16 protein-coding genes are annotated in these 16,856 nt (G+C 68.7%); 10 read left to right on the top strand and 6 right to left on the bottom strand.

Annotated features, from left to right (window positions below; genetic code table 11):
* Nucleotides 1-6 precede the first annotated feature (6 nt).
* A complete protein-coding gene (locus ACLJRL_RS04365; protein WP_410654670.1) occupies nt 7-1,113 on the top strand; it encodes an NAD(P)H-dependent flavin oxidoreductase in 1,107 nt (368 codons plus the stop codon).
* Between the two features lie 146 nt (nt 1,114-1,259).
* On the opposite strand, the gene ACLJRL_RS04370 is transcribed toward ACLJRL_RS04365, so the two are convergent.
* Nucleotides 1,260-2,066: a S1 family peptidase gene (locus ACLJRL_RS04370; RefSeq protein WP_410654671.1), complete on the bottom strand. Its 807-nt coding sequence runs from the start codon at nt 2,064-2,066 to the stop codon at nt 1,260-1,262.
* A 412-nt stretch (nt 2,067-2,478) separates the two neighbouring features.
* Here ACLJRL_RS04370 and ACLJRL_RS04375 point away from each other — a divergent pair, with 412 nt between their 5' ends.
* The 9 genes from ACLJRL_RS04375 to ACLJRL_RS04415 all read left to right on the top strand — a co-directional run bounded on the left by ACLJRL_RS04375 (nt 2,479) and on the right by ACLJRL_RS04415 (nt 10,076).
* Nucleotides 2,479-3,255 (top strand): GntR family transcriptional regulator, encoded by a 777-nt coding sequence (locus ACLJRL_RS04375; RefSeq protein ID WP_410654672.1) that lies wholly within the window; start codon nt 2,479-2,481, stop codon nt 3,253-3,255.
* A gap of 185 nt (nt 3,256-3,440) precedes the next feature.
* Nucleotides 3,441-4,553 (top strand): TIGR03364 family FAD-dependent oxidoreductase, encoded by a 1,113-nt coding sequence (locus ACLJRL_RS04380; protein ID WP_410654673.1) that lies wholly within the window; start codon nt 3,441-3,443, stop codon nt 4,551-4,553.
* Complete coding sequence (locus tag ACLJRL_RS04385; RefSeq protein WP_410654674.1) at nt 4,547-5,221, top strand: phosphonatase-like hydrolase; 675 nt, start codon at nt 4,547-4,549, stop codon at nt 5,219-5,221. The genes ACLJRL_RS04380 and ACLJRL_RS04385 overlap by 7 nt, the downstream gene beginning before the upstream one ends.
* Before the next feature lie 16 nt (nt 5,222-5,237).
* Nucleotides 5,238-6,257: a 2-aminoethylphosphonate ABC transporter substrate-binding protein gene (locus ACLJRL_RS04390; RefSeq protein WP_410654675.1), complete on the top strand. Its 1,020-nt coding sequence runs from the start codon at nt 5,238-5,240 to the stop codon at nt 6,255-6,257.
* A complete protein-coding gene (locus ACLJRL_RS04395; protein ID WP_410654676.1) occupies nt 6,254-7,315 on the top strand; it encodes an ABC transporter ATP-binding protein in 1,062 nt (353 codons plus the stop codon). Before ACLJRL_RS04390 ends, ACLJRL_RS04395 begins: the two co-directional genes overlap by 4 nt.
* Entirely contained in the window at nt 7,312-8,166 is an 855-nt protein-coding gene (locus tag ACLJRL_RS04400) for a 2-aminoethylphosphonate ABC transporter permease subunit (protein ID WP_410654677.1), read from the top strand. Before ACLJRL_RS04395 ends, ACLJRL_RS04400 begins: the two co-directional genes overlap by 4 nt.
* The gene (locus ACLJRL_RS04405) at nt 8,144-8,941 is read left to right on the top strand and encodes an ABC transporter permease (RefSeq protein WP_410654678.1); all 798 of its coding nucleotides are present in this window, start codon (nt 8,144-8,146) and stop codon (nt 8,939-8,941) included. The genes ACLJRL_RS04400 and ACLJRL_RS04405 overlap by 23 nt, the downstream gene beginning before the upstream one ends.
* Before the next feature lie 81 nt (nt 8,942-9,022).
* The gene (locus ACLJRL_RS04410) at nt 9,023-9,505 is read left to right on the top strand and encodes a hypothetical protein (RefSeq protein ID WP_410654679.1); all 483 of its coding nucleotides are present in this window, start codon (nt 9,023-9,025) and stop codon (nt 9,503-9,505) included.
* Between the two features lie 43 nt (nt 9,506-9,548).
* Nucleotides 9,549-10,076, top strand: coding sequence for a hypothetical protein (locus ACLJRL_RS04415; protein WP_410654680.1), 528 nt, complete (start codon nt 9,549-9,551; stop codon nt 10,074-10,076).
* A 74-nt stretch (nt 10,077-10,150) separates the two neighbouring features.
* Here the strand turns inward: ACLJRL_RS04415 and ACLJRL_RS04420 are convergent, their stop codons facing one another.
* From ACLJRL_RS04420 to ACLJRL_RS04440, 5 genes are all read right to left on the bottom strand, one after another.
* Nucleotides 10,151-11,563 (bottom strand): alpha/beta hydrolase family protein, encoded by a 1,413-nt coding sequence (locus ACLJRL_RS04420; RefSeq protein WP_410654681.1) that lies wholly within the window; start codon nt 11,561-11,563, stop codon nt 10,151-10,153.
* Between the two features lie 36 nt (nt 11,564-11,599).
* The gene (locus tag ACLJRL_RS04425; RefSeq protein ID WP_410654682.1) at nt 11,600-13,258 is read right to left on the bottom strand and encodes a fumarate hydratase; all 1,659 of its coding nucleotides are present in this window, start codon (nt 13,256-13,258) and stop codon (nt 11,600-11,602) included.
* Between the two features lie 385 nt (nt 13,259-13,643).
* On the bottom strand, nt 13,644-14,681 hold the full coding sequence (locus tag ACLJRL_RS04430; protein ID WP_410654683.1) for a sigma-70 family RNA polymerase sigma factor: 1,038 nt from the start codon (nt 14,679-14,681) through the stop codon (nt 13,644-13,646).
* A gap of 244 nt (nt 14,682-14,925) precedes the next feature.
* A complete protein-coding gene (gene dtd / locus ACLJRL_RS04435; protein WP_410654684.1) occupies nt 14,926-15,351 on the bottom strand; it encodes a D-aminoacyl-tRNA deacylase in 426 nt (141 codons plus the stop codon).
* On the bottom strand, nt 15,348-16,847 hold the full coding sequence (locus ACLJRL_RS04440; protein ID WP_410654685.1) for a methyltransferase: 1,500 nt from the start codon (nt 16,845-16,847) through the stop codon (nt 15,348-15,350). The genes dtd and ACLJRL_RS04440 overlap by 4 nt, the downstream gene beginning before the upstream one ends.
* Nucleotides 16,848-16,856: the final 9 nt, after the last annotated feature.

Below are 16,856 nucleotides of genomic sequence, written 5' to 3' on the forward strand. Positions count from 1 at the left end.
AGCTACATGCGGACGTCCCTTTGTGATCGGCTCGGGATCGAGCTGCCGATCGTCGGGTTCACCCCGTCCGAACACGTCGCCGCGGCGATCAGCCGGGCGGGTGGTCTGGGCGTGCTGGGCTGCGTGCGGTTCAACGACGCCGCCGAACTCGACTCCGTTCTCGACTGGATGGACGAGAACACCGGCGGAAAACCGTACGGCGTCGACATCGTGATGCCTGCCAAGATCCCGGCCGAAGGGACGTCGGTCGATCTCGCGAAACTCATCCCGCAGGAGCATCGCGACTTCGTCGAACGGACTCTGCGTGACCTCGCCGTGCCGCCCTTGCCGGACGACACCGACGAACGCGCCGGGGTGCTGGGCTGGCTGCATTCCGTCGCGCGGTCGCATGTCGAGGTCGCGCTGAAACACCCCATCCGGTTGATCGCCAACGCCTTGGGATCACCACCGGTGGACGTCATCGAGCAGTGTCACGCGAAGGGCGTGCCCGTCGCCGCGCTCGCGGGTAAAGCGGAGCACGCCGTCCGGCATGTCGAGAACGGCGTCGACTTCGTGGTGGCGCAGGGCTATGAGGCGGGCGGGCACACCGGCGAGATCGCGTCGATGGTCCTGCTGCCCGAGGTCGTCGACGCCGTCGGCGACCGGGTGCCGGTGCTCGCCGCGGGCGGGATCGGCTCGGGACGTCAGGTCGCGGCGGCGCTCGCACTGGGCGCTTCCGGGGTCTGGATGGGATCTTTCTGGCTCGCCACCACGGAATACCTCCAGACCATGGGGGAATCCGAGGCGATGCAACGCGCGCTCGTCGCGGCCGGCTCGTCCGACACCGTGCGCACGCGGATCTACACCGGCAAACCGGCCCGGCTCCTCAAGACGCGGTGGACCGAGGCGTGGGCCTCGCCCGACGCGCCCGAACCGCTGCCGATGCCGTTGCAGAACCTGCTGGTTTCGCAGGCGCACAACCGAATCCACCACGCGGCGGATCCGAGTGTGGTCTCGATGCCGGTGGGGCAGATCGTCGGGCGAATGGACCGGGTACGGCCGGTCGCCGAGGTGATCACCGAACTCGTCTCGGGCTATGAGGAGACCCTGTCGCGTTTGGACAAAACTCGCTGACGTGTCATCCCGCGTGCTATGAACGGCCCGTTACTTGCAAAATTTGCAAGTAACGGGCCGTTCATAGCATCCCGTGCCGCAGAAGAAAGTCCCCTTCGCCACGACGCTGTGGTGAAGGGGACTTTCCGCTCATATCGTGCAAAAGGTTACAACCCGGCGGCCGCGTTCTTGATCGCGGTCGCGAAGGTGCTCACCTCGGCGTAGACGCCGGGAGCGTGCGCCCGCGCGCAGCCTTCGCCCCAGCTGACGACGCCGACCTGGATCCAGGCCCCGGCGCTGTCGCGGCGGAACATCGGGCCGCCCGAGTCACCCTGGCAGGTGTCGACGCCGCCGGAGTTGATGTTGCCCGCGCAGATCTCGGCGCTGGCGATCAGGTCGGCGTAGCTGCCGCCCTGTGCCTTGCAGGTCGCGTCGGAGACGAACGGGACGGTGGCCTTGAGCAGGTAGCGCTGCTGCGCCCCGCCTTCGGACGCGGCACCCCAGCCGGCGACGGTGAACGTGCCGCTGTTGTAGGCCGTCGTGGTGGCGATCGGCAGCGTCGCGATCCCGGTGACCGGGCTCGCGAGCTTGATCAGGGCCCAGTCACCGCCGGTGGAGGTGGGGTAGGTCGGCGACCGGTGCACGTAGGTCGACTTGACCTTCTTGGCCGAGCCGCTCTGCAGGTCCACCACGCCGAGGGTGGCGGTGATGCTCGTGTTGGCCCCGGTCCGCGACACACAGTGTGCGGCGGTCAGCACGATCTGCGGAGTGTAGAGCGCACCACCGCAGCCCATGGAAAGCCTTACCATCCAAGGGAATTCGCCCTGGGCGGCTCGGGTTCCACCGACCACATCGGTGGACGGTGGCTGAGCGGCCGCGGCCGGGGGAGCCGTGGCGAGGCCCGCCAGGGTTCCGGCCGCCGCTACGGCGATCAGGGTCTTTTTGAGCAGGCTGAACCGACGCTTGATGTCCAAGGGTTCATTCCTTCCGGCTGTCCACAGTGGAGGCAGGGAGACTGACTGCGGCCAACTGACTACAGCAGGTCGACGGACACCGGACAACCAACTTTCTTCGGATCTTTCGGATGATGATGGTGATTAACGGACGTTCGCTCCGCGTTGCCGACGAATGGCGTAGCCCGGAGCGTCAAACGCGCATACTCCGGAACCGGTGAGCGCCGAAACCGCCGGAAGGCTGAAACGCGCCGAGGTCGTCTGGCGGGGAGATGGCCGCCGTCGGCGTGGTGTTCGACACACCGGTGACCGAAGCGAGTAGCGCCCAGACCGCCGTGTGGGCGTGTTCTGTTCGCCCACGAGTGTGAGCGTGTCATGAACACTTCGTTCGGGTCAGTACAGGCCAGGTGAATTCGGCCTAGGATCGCCCATTGTGAAAGCGCGTTCGCCACGACTCCATCCACCCGCCGAAGGCCCGGTTCGGGACGGTATTCCCGAACACGGCCGCATTCCACGCTATTACGCGGTCAAAGTCGAACTCCTCGACGTGATCTCGGAATTGGGGCAAGGTGCGGCACTTCCCACCGAAAGGGAACTTTCCGAACGTTTCGAAGTTTCCCGGGCGACGGTCCGCCAGGCCGTCGGCGAGCTCGTGCTCGAGGGCCGGCTCAGCAGGCGCCAGGGGAGCGGAACCTATGTCGCGGGCCCCAAACTCGTCCAGCCGCTCGCCTTGGTGAGTTACACCGAAGGGCTCCGGCGCCAGGGCATCCAGCCGGGCCGGAACCTGATCTCACTCGAACGCCGCGAGGCCGGGCCGTCACTGGCTTCGGAACTGGAGATCGATCCCGACGACGACGTCATCCACATCGAGCGCGTGCTGCTGGCCGACGACGAACGGGTCGGCCTGGAGTCGACTTATCTGACCGCCGCGCGATTTCCGACCCTGATGGAGGTATTCGACCCCACGCAGTCGCTGTACGCCTGTTTGCGCGAAAAGCTCGGCGTGATTTTCGACGGTGCCGAGGAGCGGGTCGAAACCGTGCTGGCCACGCCCCGCGAAGCGCTGCTGATCGGGACGAATCCGGCGTTGCCGATGTTGTTGATGCACCGGACCTCCTGGGGGTCCGACGGGGTGCCGTTCGAACGTGTCCGGTCGCTGTTCCGGGGTGACCGGCTCTCGTTCGAAACCCGTCTCGGCCGCGTGGAGTAGCCCGCCTCTGCCGCAAGTAGTCCTCTGGTTGCGGTACTTGCCCGCTCAACGACCGCGTTGAGAGGACTACTTGCGGTAGAATGTAACGAAAAGGTAACTCATCCGGTCCAATGTTCGAGGGTGCTTCACCTGGGGTTGGGGCGGCGGACACGGGGTGTTGGTGCGCGCAGGCGAGCGTCTGCGGTGTGCGAATCCTCATCATCGGCGGCGGAGTGCTCGGCACTCAGCACGCCTGGCAGGCCGTCGAACGCGGCCACGACGTCGTCCAGATCGAACGCGAACCCGAGGCCCGGGGCGCGTCGGTGCGCAACTTCGGGCTGGTCTGGGTCGGCGGCCGCGCCAGTGGCCTCGAACTGGAGACGGCGGCCAGGGCCCGGGTGCTGTGGGAGCGCATCGGCGAACGCGTACCCGGAATCGGCTTCCGGCCGAACGGCTCCCTCACCGTCGTCCGCACGGAGGCGGAACTCGCCGTCGCCCAGGCCGCGGCCGCGAGCACGGAGGACCGTGGGTTCAAGCTGCTCGACGCCGCCGAGACCCGCGAGCTCAACCCGGCTCTGCGTGGCGACCTCCTCGGCGCGCTCTGGTGCGATCGTGACGCCGCCGTCGAACCGCGGGTCGCCCAGCCCGCGCTGCGCGCCGAACTGGCGAAATCCGGCCGCTACACCTGGGTGCCCGGCCGTGAGGTCCGCGATCTGACCGATCGCGGCGTCGTCGACGATACCGGCGAGACCCACGAAGGCGACGTCGTCGTGCTGTGCACCGGCGCCTGGACGGGTGGCCTGGTGAAGGAACTCGCCGGTCCGACGCCGGTCCGCCGGGTGCGGCTGCAGATGGCCCAGACCGAGCCGCTCGGCGAGGCCCTCACCACCACAGTCGCCGACGCCGACAGCTTCCGGTACTACCCGGCCTATCGCGGCGACGCGCTCGACGGCCTCAACGACGGCCAGCCGCAGGGCGACATCGCCGCGGCCCACGCCATGCAGTTGCTCATGGTCCAGCGCCTCGACGGTTCGCTGACCATCGGCGACACCCACGAATACGACGAGCCCTTCGCCTTCGACACCAGCGAGGACCCGTACGACCACCTGGCCGAGGTCGCCGCGGCGCTGCTCGGCCGGGCACTCCCGCGGATCACGCGGCGCTGGGCCGGGGTCTACGCCCAGACCACCGACACCACGCGGATCGTCCACCGCGCCCGCGTCGCCGACAACGCCTGGCTCGTCACCGGCCCGGGCGGCCGGGGCATGACCTGTTCCCCGGCCATCGCCGAAGACACCGCCGAGGAGCTGTCGTGGTGAACACCGAACTCGTCGTCCTGGACATGGCGGGCACCACCGTCGCCGACGACGGCCTGGTGATCCGCGCCTTCACCGAGGCGATCGCCGCCGCCGGAGTGTCCGAAAAGGACAGCCGCTACCCGGGCATGCTCGGCTACGTCGTCGAAACCATGGGACAGAGCAAGATCGTCGTCTTCCGTGCCTTGCTCGACGGCGACGAAGCCCTTGCTCAGCGCGCGAGCACTGCCTTCCAGGACGCCTACGGGAAACTCGTCGCCGACGGACACTGCGAGGCGATCCCCGGCGCCGAAGACACGATCCAAGAGTTGCGTGCCCAAGGTGTGAAGGTCGCCCTCACCACCGGCTTCGCGGCCAGTACACAGAACGCGATCCTGGACGCGCTGGGCTGGCACGGCCTAGCCGACGCCGTCCTGGCCCCGGGCGAGGGCGTCCGTGGACGCCCGTTCCCCGACCTCGTCCTCGCCGCCGCCCTGCGGCTCGAAATCACCGACGTCCGCCAGATCGCCGTCGCCGGTGACACCCCCTCGGACGTCCAGACCGGCCTTTCCTCCGGCGCTTCGCTCGTCGCCGGTGTGCTCACCGGATCGGCGAAGAAGCCGGAACTGGAAGCCGCCGGTGCCACCCATGTCCTCGAATCCGTCCGCGACCTCCCCGCCCTGCTGTCCTAAAAGGAGCTTTGACGACATGAAGAAACTCGCGGCCGCCGCCCTCGCCGGGCTGCTCACGATCACCCTGGCCGCCTGTGGCGGCACCGCCGGTGGCGCGTCCGGCGACCAGACCGTCACGCTGTACACAGTGGACGGTCTCGAAGACTGGTACACCCAGCGCGTCGAGGAGTTCAAGGCCAAGACCGGGATCACCGTCCAGGCGGTGACCGCGGGCTCCGGCGAGGTCGCCTCGCGGGTGGAGAAGGAGAAGGCCAACACCCAGGCCGACATCCTGGTCACCCTCCCGCCGTTCATCCAGCGGGCCGCGTCGCAGGGCCTGCTCGCGACGACCGCGCCAGCCGGGATCGACCAGGTCCCCGCCGGGCAGAAGGACGGCCAGGGCCGCTACTTCGCGATCATGAACAACTACCTCAGTTTCATCCGCAACCCGCAGGCCTCGCCCAAGACCTGGGACGACCTCCTGTCCCCCGCGCTCAAGGGCAAGCTCCAGTACTCGACCCCGGGCGAGGCCGGCGACGGCACCGCGGTGTTGCTGCAACTCCAGCACGTTCTCGGCGAACAGGGAGCCCTCGACTACCTCGCCCGGCTCGAAGCCAACAACGTCGGCCCGTCGTCCTCGACCGGCAAGCTCCAGCCGAAGGTGGCCAAGGGCGAGATCCTGGTGGCCAACGGCGACGTCCAGATGAACCTGGCCGCGATCGAGAAGAGCGGCGGTTTCGAGGTCTTCTTCCCGGCGGACGCGCAGGGCAAGCGGTCCACCTTCGCGCTCCCGTATTACGCCGGTCTCGTGAACAACGCGCCGCACGCCGAGAACGCCAAGAAGTTCCTGGACTTCCTGCTCTCGCCCGAGGTCCAGAGCAAGGCCGTCGACGCCTTCGGTGCCCCGTCGCGGACCGACGTCACGCCGTCCGGTCCGCGGGCGGACAAGGTGAAGGCCGCGCTCGACGGTGTCGAGATCTGGCAGCCGGACTGGGACGCCGTGCTCGCGAAGCTCGACACCGACCTCTCCGCGTACAAGAAGGCCGTGGGCCGATGACCCCGGCGGTCGAGTTCCGCGGAGTGTCCGTCCGGTTCGGACAGACGACCGCGCTCTCGCCACTGGATCTCACCGTGGCGAGAGGGGAGACCCTGGCCATGCTCGGGCCGTCCGGCTCCGGCAAGTCGACGGCCTTGAAGGCACTCGCGGGATTCGTCGTCCCGAGCACCGGCCGCGTCCTGCTCGACGGCGAGGACGTCACCGGCCTTCCCCCACACCGGCGCGGGCTCGGCGTGGTCGTCCAGAGTTACGCGCTGTTCCCGCATATGCGGGTCGAAGCCAACGTCGCCTTCGGGCTCAAGGCGCGCAAGACCCCTCGCGCGGAGACCGCGAGCCGGGTGACCGAAGCGCTCGAACTGGTCGGCATGGGCAAGTACGCCCGGCGTTTCCCGAGGGAGCTTTCGGGCGGTCAGCAGCAACGGGTCGCGCTCGCCCGGGCACTGGCCATCCGGCCGCGTGTGCTGCTCCTCGACGAGCCACTGTCCGCTTTGGACGCCGCCCTGCGCGAGGACATGGTCGCAGAACTCCTGCGGCTGCGCGCCGAACTGCCCGACACCACGCTGATCTACGTCACCCACGACCAGGGCGAGGCACTGGCGCTGGCCGACCGGATCGCGGTCATGCGTGACTCGAAGCTGGTCGAACTCGGCCCGAGCCGCGAGCTGTACCAGCGGCCGACGACGGAGTTCACCGCGAGCTTCCTCGGCGCGTCCAACCTCATCCCGGTCGAGCTGATCCAGGCCGACGGCACCCGCGTCCGGCTGGGCGATCGCGAACTGGCGGCCGACCCGTCCGGGGTGATCCGGGTGGGCCAGTCCGTCGCGCTCGGCGTGCGGCCGCACCGGATCGGGATCACCGCGGTGGACGCCCCCGGCGCGTTGCCCGCGGTCCTGCGCGGCGTCCAGTGGCGCGGCACGGGTTTCAGGCTCGACCTCGAACTGGCGCCCAACGGCGACGAAGTGCGAGCCGAGGTGCCGGACGTCGAGGGGCTTCCGAGTGTGGGGGAGAAGGTCGGAGTGTCCATTCCGGACGGTTGTCCGCTGGTGGGCATCGGATGACCGGGATCGCCCTGGCCACCGCGGCGGCACCGGTGCGACGGCAGGAGAAACGGCCGGGCCACGGCTGGCTCCTGCTGCCGCCGGTGCTCGTCCTGCTCGGCTTCTTCGGATATCCGCTGGTCCTGGTCGTCCTCCAGTCGCTGGAATCGAAGACCGGCGAATTCGGGCTCTCGGTGTGGCTGGACGTCTTGGGCTCGGCGGAATTCCGGGACGCCGCCTGGAAGACCGTCGCGCTCGCGCTCGGTGCCACCGCGGGCTGTGTCGTACTGGGGACGTTCCTCGCGCTGGTGATCGCGTTCGTCCCGTTCCCCGGCGCACGGACGCTGTCACGGCTGGTGGACACCGTGCTCGCGTTCCCGTCGTTCCTCATCGCGCTCGCGTTCACCTTCATCTACGGCAGCGCGGGAATCCTGGGCGCGGGCGGCTTCCTGTACTCGCCGTTCGGGATCCTGCTGGCGGAGATCACCTTCTACACGCCGTTCGTGATGCGGCCGGCGCTCGCCGCGTTCGGCCAGGTCTCCTCGGCGCAGATGGAGGTCGCGGCCAGCCTCGGCGCGAAACCCGGACGTGTGCTGCGTCAGGTGATCCTGCCGGAAGCCTTGCCGTCACTGGCTTCCGGCGCCTGCCTGACCATGCTGCTGGCGATGAACGAGTTCGGCATCGTGCTGTTCCTCGGCGCCAAGGACGTGACGACCTTGCCGATGCTGGTCTACGGCAAGGGGATCGTCACCTTCGACTTCCCGCAGGCGTGCGTCATCGCCGTGGTCAACGTCGCGTTCTCCCTTGCCCTGTACGGAACCTACCGGCGACTGACGAACGGAGGCCGTCGTGCTGCTGTGGACAAGGCGTAGCCGGATACTGCTGTGGACGGTGTTCGCGGTGCTGTTCGTCGCGATCGTCCTGGCGCCGTTGCTGATGATCGTGCTGGCGTCGGTCGCCGGGAACTGGACCGGGCTGCTGCCGGGGTCGCTCACCGGGTCGCATTTCGCGCAGGCGCTGTCGGGGGAAACGTTCGCGAGCCTCTCGGTGAGCCTCCAGACCGGCGTGATCGCCTCGGTGGTCTCCGTGCTGCTGGGGACCTGGGCCGCGCTCGCCGCGCCGTCCGCGCCGCCGAAGCTCCGGAAAGCCGTCGATACCCTGTTCCACCTGCCGATCGCGGTGCCGTCGGTGGTGCTCGGGCTGGCGTTGCTGGTGGCGTTCAGCCGTCCGCCGCTGGCGTTCAACGGGACGCGCTGGATCGTGCTGCTCGGACACGTGATGATCCTGCTGCCGTTCTCCTACAGCACGGTCTCCGCCGCGATCGCGCGGATGGACCCGCTGCTGGCGCAGGCCGCGGCGAGCCTCGGCGCCGGACCCGCCCGCGTACTGCTGCGGGTGCGGCTGCCGGTGCTGCTGCCCGCGATCTCGGCGTCGGCGAGCCTCGCGCTGGCGATGTCGATGGGAGAACTGGGCGCGACGATGATGCTGTACCCGCCGGACTGGCGCACGCTGCCCGCGAGCATCTTCGCGCTCACGGACCGGGGACAGGTGTTCCTGGCGTCCGCGAGCACGGTGCTGCTGCTGGCCGTCACGCTCGCCGGGGTGGTGATCCTCGGCCTCGCCCGCGGGAGGGCCGCCCAGCGTTGAACGGCACAGCGTTGAACGGCACAGCGTTGAACGAAACAGCGTTGATGCAACCGTTCGCGGCCTTCGTCCCGTCTTGGAGCCATGAAGAACGCAGCGAAAACGCTAGGCGCGGGGCTCGTGCTCGCCGCGACGGCGGCCTGCGGCGCGGGCGGCCCGGGAGCACCGGCGAACACGGGCACCCCGCCCGTCGTCACCACACCGTCGGATCTGCCCACCTCTCTTCCGGCCAGTCCGCCGGTGGCGAAACCACCGATATCGCGGCCGACGGTCGGTCCGCCGCCTTCGGACACGATGCTGCCGCCGTCGCAGGTCGACGCCCGAGTGCCCGCGCAGGTCAGCGCGGACAAGGGCGGCGCGATCCTGAACGTCCACATCGAACTGAGCGGCTGCGACGAGGCGGCCGCGAACCTGGCCGAGCAGAACGCGCGGCGGGTCGTGATCAAGGTGAAGATCGATCACGGCGATCCGGGGCGGATGTGCCCGCAGGTGATCCGCTACGCCGTCCTGCCGGTTCAGCTCGCCGAGCCGGTCGGGCCGCGGGCCGTGGTTCTGGAAGCGGGTTGAGATCATGTGCAACCCCACAGCGGCCTCGTTCCGTCCTAGCCACATGAGGTACTTAACGAATGTCATCGGCCTTGGCCTGATCGTCGTTGCGGTATCCGCTTGCGGGGCGCAGAACCAGGCAACGGAACCCGCGGCCGGACCCGGTAACGGCGACCTCAGTACCGTCCCGTCGCCGTCCGTTCCGCCGTCTTCGTCGCCGGCGCCCGCTCCGGGCAACCAGCCCGGGAGTCAGCCGGGTGTGCCCGGCGCGCCGCGCCAGGAGGTGCCCGAAGGCAGCACCAAGCTGCCGGACAAGCAGCTCGACGCCGCGGCGCTGCCCGCGGACTATCCGCGTGAGGTGTACACCAGCAACGGCGGGACGATCCTGAACATCCGCGGCCAGGAAGGCGGCTGCGGACACGCGACGGCGGAGGCCGCGCAGCAGGACGGGAACCGGGTCACCGTCAACCTGACCGAACTGAAGGGCCAGACCGGCCAGATGTGCACCATGGACATCCGGCACCCGGTGATCTCGGTGACGCTCGCCGCGCCGCTGGGGGAGCGGACCGTGGTCCTGAAGCAGATGCGCTGACGCGTGGGTCGGGAGTGGCGTTTCGGGGTTTGACCCGAAACGCCACTCCCGACCCCAGTGCCTGGTCGCGCCGCCTACGGGATGAGGTCGGCGGCCGGATAGCGAGGGGACGGGCGGTCGAAGAGCCGGGTGGGACGGTGCCGCAGGTGGAGGTCGAAGAACGCGCGAAGGTAGGCGCGGCTGGTACCGACGGCCTCACCGGGAGGAAGTGTGCCGATCTCCCCCTGAACGTATTCCTCCGGCGTCGTGCCGGGTGGGAGCTTCGCGACGCCGGAGGCGACGATCTGCGGGAGCAGTGACTCGTAGTCGGCGAAGGAGATGTGCTTGGCCTCCTGCAGTTGCAGGTCCCGTTTCCAGGCGCGCTGGTGGGCCCAGAATGACGCGATCGAGGGGTCGGCCGGGTCTCCTCGGTGTGTGAGGTTGAAGGCCGAACTGCTGAACAACAGCACTGGGCGGTCCAGCCCCTCGGTGGCGACCGGCGGGAGCACCGCCGCCGGTGGCGCACCCGGCAAGTCCATGCCGTAACTGAGGTAGCTGTCGACGACGACACCGGCCTTGATACGGGGCTCGTAGTACATGGCCTCGGCGGTCGTGGCGCCACCGCCGGAGTGGCCGAACATGCCGACCCTGGTCAGGTCCAGTGCGTCGGCGAGACCGGCGGGCAGGCGCCGCTGCTCGGCATCGGGGTTCCGGCCGCCTGCCAGGACGTGGAGCTGGTCGAGGACGGTCCGGGTGTCGGCGACCCTGGCGGCGATGGTCGTGCGGTCGAACTCGACCACTTCCTCGGCAGTGGCGGGGAGCTTGACCTGCCTCTTTTCGACCCTGCCGCCGGGATGAGTGGCGGAGGGCGGAAAGTCGACGTCGCTCTCGTAGGTGTGGTCGATCGTCACCACCACGGAGCCGTGGCTGGCCAGGTCCTCGACGAGAGTGGTGTTGAAGGCACGGGGCGCGAGGTGTCCCGGCGAGAACAGCACCACCGGACGACGGCCTCCGCGTAGCTCCACCGGCGCTCCTGTCCGGCCATGGGTGCGGACGGCGGCGAAGTCCACGCTGCCTTTCGGAATGACCGGGGGGCCGTCGCCCCACGTGCCGACGGCGGTCGCCAGGCCGTCTGCCGCGCCCCTCTGCAGATACGGCGCGATCGGGTATCGGTCGGCGTCACGGGCCGGATACCAGACGCTGATCATCAGCTCACGGTATGGCCGCGTTGGTACCCATGGGTCCGAACGGGATCTGTCGACCAGATGCATCGACACGGTGCCGACCGAATGCGGGCCGGTCGGGGCGGGCAATGTCAGCCGCGATCCGGCAGACGGTTCTGCTCGCGCCTCGGTCGGCGCGAGCAGAACCGTCAACAACGTGGTCAGTGCGGCGATACCCGCACGACGTAAGGGTCCTCTTGCTCCTTGGGACTGCTCAGATCTGGACATGAACCGAGGGTCCCGCCCGGAGCCGGGGCGGGACCTCACGCGCGGGTAGCATTCCATTCCCCCATGCGGGGGGACACCTGCGCCGCTACAACGTCAGTGGAAACTGATCTGCAGCACCGGTTCCGAGGTGGCCTCGAAGAAGTCGTTGCCCTTGTCGTCGATGACGATGAACGCGGGGAAGTCCTCGACCTCGATCTTCCAGACCGCTTCCATCCCCAGCTCGGCGTACTCGAGGACGTCGACCTTCTTGATGCAGTCCTGCGCCAGCCGCGCGGCCGGGCCGCCGATGGAGCCGAGGTAGAAGCCGCCGTGCTCGTTGCACGCCGAGGTCACCTTCTTGGACCGGTTGCCCTTCGCCAGCATCACCAGCGAGCCGCCCGCGGCCTGGAACTGCTCGACGTAGGAGTCCATGCGACCGGCCGTCGTCGGGCCGAAGGAGCCCGACGCGTAGCCCTCGGGCGTCTTCGCGGGGCCGGCGTAATACACCGGGTGGTCGCGAAGGTACTGAGGCATCTCTTCGCCCGCGTCGAGCCGCTCGGCGATCTTCGCGTGCGCGATGTCGCGGGCGACCACGAGCGGGCCGGTCAGCGACAGGCGCGTCTTCACCGGCAGCTGCGAGAGCTGGGCGCGGATGTCCGCCATCGGGCGGTTGAGGTCGACGGTCACCACCTCGTCGGACAGGTCGTCCTCGGTGACGTCCGGCAGGAACCGCGCCGGGTCGCGCTCGAGCTGCTCAAGGAACACGCCGTCGGCGGTGATCTTCGCCTTGGCCTGGCGGTCGGCCGAGCACGAGACGGCGACGCCGACCGGGCACGAGGCGCCATGGCGCGGCAGGCGGATCACGCGGACGTCGTGGCAGAAGTACTTGCCGCCGAACTGCGCGCCGATGCCGAATTGCCGCGTCATCTCCAGCACCTGCTGCTCGAGGTCGACGTCGCGGAAACCGTGGCCCAGCTCGGATCCCTCGCTGGGGAGGTCGTCGAGGTAGCGGGCCGAGGCCAGCTTCGCGACCTTCAGGTTGAACTCGGCCGACGTGCCGCCGACGACGATCGCGAGGTGGTACGGCGGGCACGCGGCGGTGCCGAGGCTGCGCAGTTTCTCGTCGAGGAACTTCGCGAGCCGCTTCGGGTTCAGGACGGCTTTCGTTTCCTGATAGAGAAATGTCTTGTTCGCGCTGCCGCCGCCCTTGGCCATGAACAGGAATTCATAGCTGGGTTCGTCTTGGCCATCTTTGTGATACAGCTCGATCTGAGCAGGCAAGTTGGTGCCGGTATTGCGCTCATCCCAGAAATTCACCGGCGCCATCTGCGAATAGCGCAGATTCAACTCCTGATAGGCGTCGAAAATGCCTCGTGAGAGCGCGCGCTCGTCGTCGGCGCCGGTGAGGACGCCTTCGCCGCGCTTGCCGATCACGATCGCGGTGCCGGTGTCCTGGCACATCGGGAGCACGCCGCCGGCGGAGATCGCCGCGTTGCGCAGCAGGTCCATCGCGACGAAGCGGTCGTTGCCGCTGGCTTCCGGGTCGTCGACGATCGCGCGTAGCTGCGCCAGGTGTGACGAGCGCAACAGATGCTGGATGTCGGTGATCGCGGTCTTGGCGAGCTTGGTCAGCACTTCCGGCTCGACCTTGAGGAACTTCCGGCCCGCGGCTTCGACGACCTCGACACCTTCGGTGCTGAGCAGGCGGTACTCGGTACGGGTGTCCTTCGCGAGCGGAAGGACTTCAGTGTGCTGGAACGTGGTGGGCGCCACTGCGCAGGCTCCTTTGCCGGCATCGGGAACCCGCCCACGGTACTAGGCGAGGCCCCTGTGACCGGCGCCACGTGGGCGGGCGGCCCTCCAGCGCGTGCTATGAACGACCCGTTACTCGCAAAATTTGCCAGTAACGGGTCGTTCATAGCGTCGGCGAGGTGGAAGCGGTCTGCAATTCTCGCACTGCAATTTGTGGCCGCGAACCACAAATTAGTTCGGGAGGCCGGGCCCACCCCGACGGACCCGACCTCCCGGGGAAAGCGATCCAGGTGCGAACACCCGATCGCGAAGACTTATTACCTGCTCGACGGTCTCGTGACGCAGGTCATAAGTCAACGCTGCCGAACGGGTGTCGCTTTTACCGCGCCGAAAGGCGCAGTGAGGACTACGAAGCGTAGGCGCGCAGGCGGTCGGCTCGCTCGCCCTGGCGAAGCTTCGACATGACCTCCCGCTCGATCTGGCGAACGCGCTCACGGGAGAGCCCGAAGTGCTTGCCGATCTGGTCGAGCGTGCGGGGCTGGCCGTCGTCGAGGCCGTAGCGCAGGCGGATCACGTACTGCTCCCGGTCGTCCAGCGTCGCGAGCACGCGGCGCAGGTCGTCCTGCAGCAGGCCGGAGATCACGGCGCTCTCGGCGTCGGTCGCCTCGGAGTCCTCGATGAAGTCACCGAGCGGGGCGTCCTCCTCGGTGCCGACCGGCATGTCGAGGCTCACCGGGTCACGCGAGTGGTCGAGCAGGTCGGAGATCTTGTGCGCCGGGATGCCCGATTCGGCGGCCAGCTCGTCGTGCGTGGCGTCGCGCCCGAGCTGCTGGTGCAGATCGCGCTTGATGCGGGCCAGCTTGTTCACCTGTTCCACCAGGTGGACCGGCAGCCGGATGGTGCGTCCCTGGTCGGCCATCCCCCTGGTGATGGCCTGACGGATCCACCAGGTGGCGTAGGTCGAGAACTTGAACCCCTTGGAGTAGTCGAACTTCTCCACCGCGCGGATCAGACCCAGGTTCCCCTCCTGGATCAGGTCGAGCAGCGGCATCCCCCGGCCGGTGTAGCGCTTCGCGAGCGAGACCACGAGCCGGAGGTTGGCTTCCAGCAGGTGGTTCTTCGCGACGTGGCCGTCACGCACGAGCGCGGCCAGTTCCTTGCGCCGCTTGGGCGTGAGGTCCTCGGCCGTGTCCCTCATGTGCTGGGCGAACACGCCGGCTTCGATGCGCTTGGCCAGTTCGACCTCGTCGGCGGCCGACAGCAGTGCCGTCTTGCCGATCCCGTTGAGGTACACGCGGACGAGGTCCGCGGCCGGGCTCTGGGCGTCGAGGTCTGCTACTGCGTCGGTGAACGCCCCCGCGATCACCGGCTCCTCGGTGGACTGCGCCGGGATACGGCGCTCGCGAATCCCGCGCGCTTCGCGTTCGAGAGTCTGGACTGACATTCTGCCTCCCCGGTCACGGGCTGAACGTGCTGCGATGTGTCCGCCGGATCCGCTCGGCGTAGCAAGCCCTGTGGAAACCTGCTACTCCTCGCCAGCCCGGCTTGGCTGGACACTTTGCACAACGCCGGGAGGTCCTGAAACGTTCCCGGCCGCTATAGAGGAGACGGGCGGCTGACCTGGGGCGTTGCTCGACCAACCCTGAGCTTTTCCTGAGAATGCCCGTGACCGGGAGAAAGAACGTGGTCTAGACCTCTACTAGGAGGGTGAACGGACCGTCGTTCACGCTCCGGACCGCCATCATGGCCCCGAACCGGCCCGTTTCCACCCGTGCGCCGCGTTCGCGCAGGGCGTCGACGACGGCGGTCACGAGTGGTTCGGCGATTTCCGGCCGGGCGGCCGCCGTCCACGACGGACGGCGGCCTTTGCGGGTATCGCCGTAAAGGGTGAACTGGCTTACGACAAGTAGGGGAGCGCCGGTGGTGGCGCACGACTCTTCGTCGCGAAGTATGCGAGCTTCGTGCAGTTTCCGAGCCATTGTGGCGGCCTTCGTCACCTCGTCCTCGACGTGAATTCCCAGCAGCACCAGCAATCCCGGTTCGGCGATGGCGCCGGTCACCTCGTCGCCGACGGTCACGCTCGCTTCCGTGACCCGGGCCACGACGGCCCTCATCGGGCGGCCGGGACGAGCATGCCGTGCCGGACGAGCTGACGGACTACGGGCAGCGCGGCGCCGGCCAGTTCCTCCGGTTCGAGCCCTTGAGCGGCCGCCAGGAGGACGATCAGGTCCTCCAGGGGCAGCGCGCCTTGGCACCCGGCGAGCAGCCGCGTCGCGAGTTCGTCGACCTCGTGCGACCAACCGGGGCCGTCGGTGCGGTGCAGGCGCTGGACGGTGGTGTGCCAGCCCTCCTCGCCCGGCTCGGCGACACTCTCCAGCAGGACGCTCTCCGGGATCCGGAATCGGACATCGAGGAGGGAATCCCCGTTGGCGCGCAGCCATTCCACCCGGTCCAGCCAGTTCGCCGCCTCGGCGCCCAGCGGATCGTCGTAGGCCTGGCGGAGATCCTCACAGACGACGGTCGGCGTCATACCGGACGCGCGCCTGAGGGTGACGAAGCCGAACCCGATGCCCTCGACGTCGTTTTCGGTGAACCAGTCGAGCCAGGCCCCGGATTTCGCGCGGCCTTCGGGGGAGCGGGGGTCGATCCCCGCGTCACGCAGCCACGTGCCGACGTACAGGCCCGGATCGGCGATGTCCCGCTGGACGAACCAGGCATCGGTCTCGGCGGGCAGCCAGCGCGTCACCCGATCGCCCCAGTCCGCGCCCTTGACATGCAGCCAGGAGGCCAGCAGATGCCCGGTGCCGCCGTCGTTGAGGAACCCGGGCAGCTGGCGCACCACGAGCGCGCTCGCGTCGTCGCCGGCGAGACCGGAGTCGCGATAGGTGTAGTCCACTCGCGGCGGGCCGACCACGAACGGCGGATTGCAGACGATCTGGTCGAACCGGCGCCGCGCGACCGGGGCGAACCATTCGCCCCGCACGAGTTCGACGTCCAGTTCGTTGAGCCGGAAGGTGGCCGCGGCGAGCGCGAGCGCGCGGGCCGAGACGTCGGTGGCGGTGACCTTCTTCGCGTGGCGGGTGGCGTGCAGCGCCTGGACGCCGTTGCCGGTGCCGACGTCGAGCAGGCTGCCGACCTCGCGGCGGCTCGTGGCGCGGATCAGGTTGAGCGAGGCGTGCCCGACGCCGAGCACGTGGTCCTCGGGGACGGACTCACCCAGGACGTCGGCGTCGAGGTCCGAAACGACCCACCAGGAACTCTCGTCGTCCCCGTGCGGGCGGACGTCGAGGCCCGCCCGGTAGCCGCCGGTCGCGGGCGCCAGCAGCGTCGCGGTGACGGCGTCCTCCAGCGAGAGCGGCGCGAAAGCGGCTTCGACCTCATTCTCCGGCTCTGTCGACCCCATGAGGAACAGGCGGATCAGCGTGCCGAGGTCTCCGGCGTCGCGAGTCGCTCGGTAGGCGGGTTCGGGTTCGCCGCGGCCGAGGGCGGCGTGCGAGGAGCCGAGGGCGTCGATCACGCCGTCGGTGTCGTAACCGGTCCGGCGGAAAGCGTCCCGCAGCCTCGCGCAGACGTCGTCGGACAGGTCGGGGAGGGCCGCTCGTGTGCTCACGGTGGGTAA

Origin of the sequence: Amycolatopsis sp. lyj-112, assembly GCF_046549055.1 — a bacterium.
Taxonomy (GTDB): domain Bacteria; phylum Actinomycetota; class Actinomycetes; order Mycobacteriales; family Pseudonocardiaceae; genus Amycolatopsis.

Bases quoted from the DNA above. Each gene is read 5' to 3' on its own strand.
- ACLJRL_RS04365 (WP_410654670.1), top strand. From the start codon at position 7: ATGCGGACGTCCCTTTGTGATCGGCTCGGGATCGAGCTGCCGATCGTC.
- ACLJRL_RS04390 (WP_410654675.1), top strand. From the start codon at position 5,238: ATGAAGAAACTCGCGGCCGCCGCCCTCGCCGGGCTGCTCACGATCACC.
- ACLJRL_RS04395 (WP_410654676.1), top strand. From the start codon at position 6,254: ATGACCCCGGCGGTCGAGTTCCGCGGAGTGTCCGTCCGGTTCGGACAG.
- ACLJRL_RS04400 (WP_410654677.1), top strand. From the start codon at position 7,312: ATGACCGGGATCGCCCTGGCCACCGCGGCGGCACCGGTGCGACGGCAG.
- ACLJRL_RS04410 (WP_410654679.1), top strand. From the start codon at position 9,023: ATGAAGAACGCAGCGAAAACGCTAGGCGCGGGGCTCGTGCTCGCCGCG.
- ACLJRL_RS04415 (WP_410654680.1), top strand. From the start codon at position 9,549: ATGAGGTACTTAACGAATGTCATCGGCCTTGGCCTGATCGTCGTTGCG.
- ACLJRL_RS04420 (WP_410654681.1), bottom strand. From the start codon at position 11,563: ATGGAATGCTACCCGCGCGTGAGGTCCCGCCCCGGCTCCGGGCGGGAC.
- ACLJRL_RS04430 (WP_410654683.1), bottom strand. From the start codon at position 14,681: ATGTCAGTCCAGACTCTCGAACGCGAAGCGCGCGGGATTCGCGAGCGC.
- dtd (WP_410654684.1), bottom strand. From the start codon at position 15,351: ATGAGGGCCGTCGTGGCCCGGGTCACGGAAGCGAGCGTGACCGTCGGC.